The sequence below is a fragment of the Pseudomonas sp. CM25 genome (assembly GCF_013179705.1).
In the GTDB taxonomy this organism is placed as follows: Bacteria; Pseudomonadota; Gammaproteobacteria; order Pseudomonadales; family Pseudomonadaceae; genus Aquipseudomonas.
This window is the reverse complement of record NZ_JABMCW010000633.1, coordinates 1-1,407: the sequence shown is the minus strand read 5'-3', so window position 1 is coordinate 1,407 and position 1,407 is coordinate 1. Positions and strand designations below refer to the sequence as shown.

The 1,407-nt window shown below is 66.5% G+C and carries 1 protein-coding gene and 1 pseudogene; both read right to left on the bottom strand.

Annotated features, from left to right (window positions below; genetic code table 11):
* Positions 1 to 2 precede the first annotated feature (2 nt).
* Positions 3 to 779: a TatD family hydrolase gene (locus HP546_RS30215; RefSeq protein ID WP_172233527.1), complete on the bottom strand. Its 777-nt coding sequence runs from the start codon at positions 777 to 779 to the stop codon at positions 3 to 5.
* 2 nt (positions 780 to 781) lie between these two features.
* Positions 782 to 1,407: pseudogene (locus HP546_RS30210) on the bottom strand (catabolite repressor/activator); the annotation flags it as partial.

Sequence of the window (1,407 nt, the reverse complement as noted above, 5' to 3'; positions counted from 1 at the left end):
CGCTACCAGCCAAATACCTCGCAAGCATTGCGGCTGCTGGCTTCGGCCAGCTCCGCGACTTCCACCCCCATAACTTGTGCCAGCGCCTCGGCAATCTCCGGCAAATGCTCCGGGCTGTTGCGCACCCCGGGGTACATCACCGGCGCCATGTCTGGTGCATCGGTCTCCAGTACAACGCTGTCCAGCGGCAGCCGCGCCAGTGTCTTGCGCAGCCGCAACGCCTGGGGCCAGGTGCCGGCACCGCCCAGGCCGAGCCGGAAGCCCAGCTTGATGTACTCGCGGGCCTCTTCATAACTGCCGGCAAAGGCATGAATCACCCCCGCGCGCGCCGGCTTGTAGCGCTTGAGCGTGGCGATCACCTGCGCATGGCTGCGGCGCACGTGCAACAGGGCGGGCAAATCAAGGTCGCAAGCCATTTGCAGTTGCGCTTCGAACAGTGCCTGCTGGCGGGTCTTGTCCAGGTCTTCGAGGTAGTAGTCCAGGCCGAACTCGCCCACCGCACACAGCCGTGGGTTACCCCGCAGGCGTTCCAGCCACTCGCGCAGCTGCGCCAGATGCTCCGGGCGGTGCTGGTCAAGGTAGACCGGGTGCAGGCCGAGCGCCGCGAACAGCCGTTGATCGGCGCAAGCCAGGTCCCATACCCTTTGGAAGTTGGCCTGGTACACCCCCAGCACCACCATCCGCTCCACCCCGCGCGCCGCCGCGTTGGCCAGCAACTGCGGGCGGTCGGCGTCGAAGTCGGGGAAGTCCAGGTGGGTGTGGGTGTCGATCAGGCGCATGTTCAGGCCGCAGTGATGCGTTGCTTGAATGTGCGACCGACGGCATGCACGCCAGGCTCGTAGCGCTTTTCTTCGATCGCGGCCAGCGCCAGCTCCAGCGCGGTGGCGGCAATCAGGCCATGCTGCTGGGCCATGGCATTGACCGGCAGCGGCAGGAAATCGAGCAACTGATTGTCGCCGAAGGTGCCAAGCTGCAGCTGCCGCGAATCGGCAGGGCGTGCCTGCAGGGTGTCGAACACCCCTTGCAGCAGCACATACGAGGTGGTCACCAGTGCATCGGGCAGGCCGCCGAGCTCATCGATCAGTTGCTGCATCAGGCGCTGGCCGCACTCACGGCTGAACGCTTCGCCCTGATAGCGGCGCACTTCACCGGCATAGCCATGCAGGGCTTCGTCGAAGCCACCGGCGCGCGCCTGACTGACCGACAGCTCGGGGCGTGCGCCGATCAGGGCGATGCTGCGTGGGGCCGCGCTCAGCAGGCTGGCGGCCAGTTGGCGGCTGGCGTCGCGATCGTCGCTGATCACCGAGCAGAAGTGAGCGGGGTCCAGGCGGCGGTCGATGGCAATCACCGGCAGGCCTTTGTCCTGCAGCTCGCGGTAGCTGTCATCTTCTGGCGGCAGGCAACTGG

Excerpts from the sequence above, each read along its gene's own strand:
- HP546_RS30215 (WP_172233527.1), bottom strand. The coding sequence starts at position 779 with ATGCGCCTGATCGACACCCACACCCACCTGGACTTCCCCGACTTCGAC.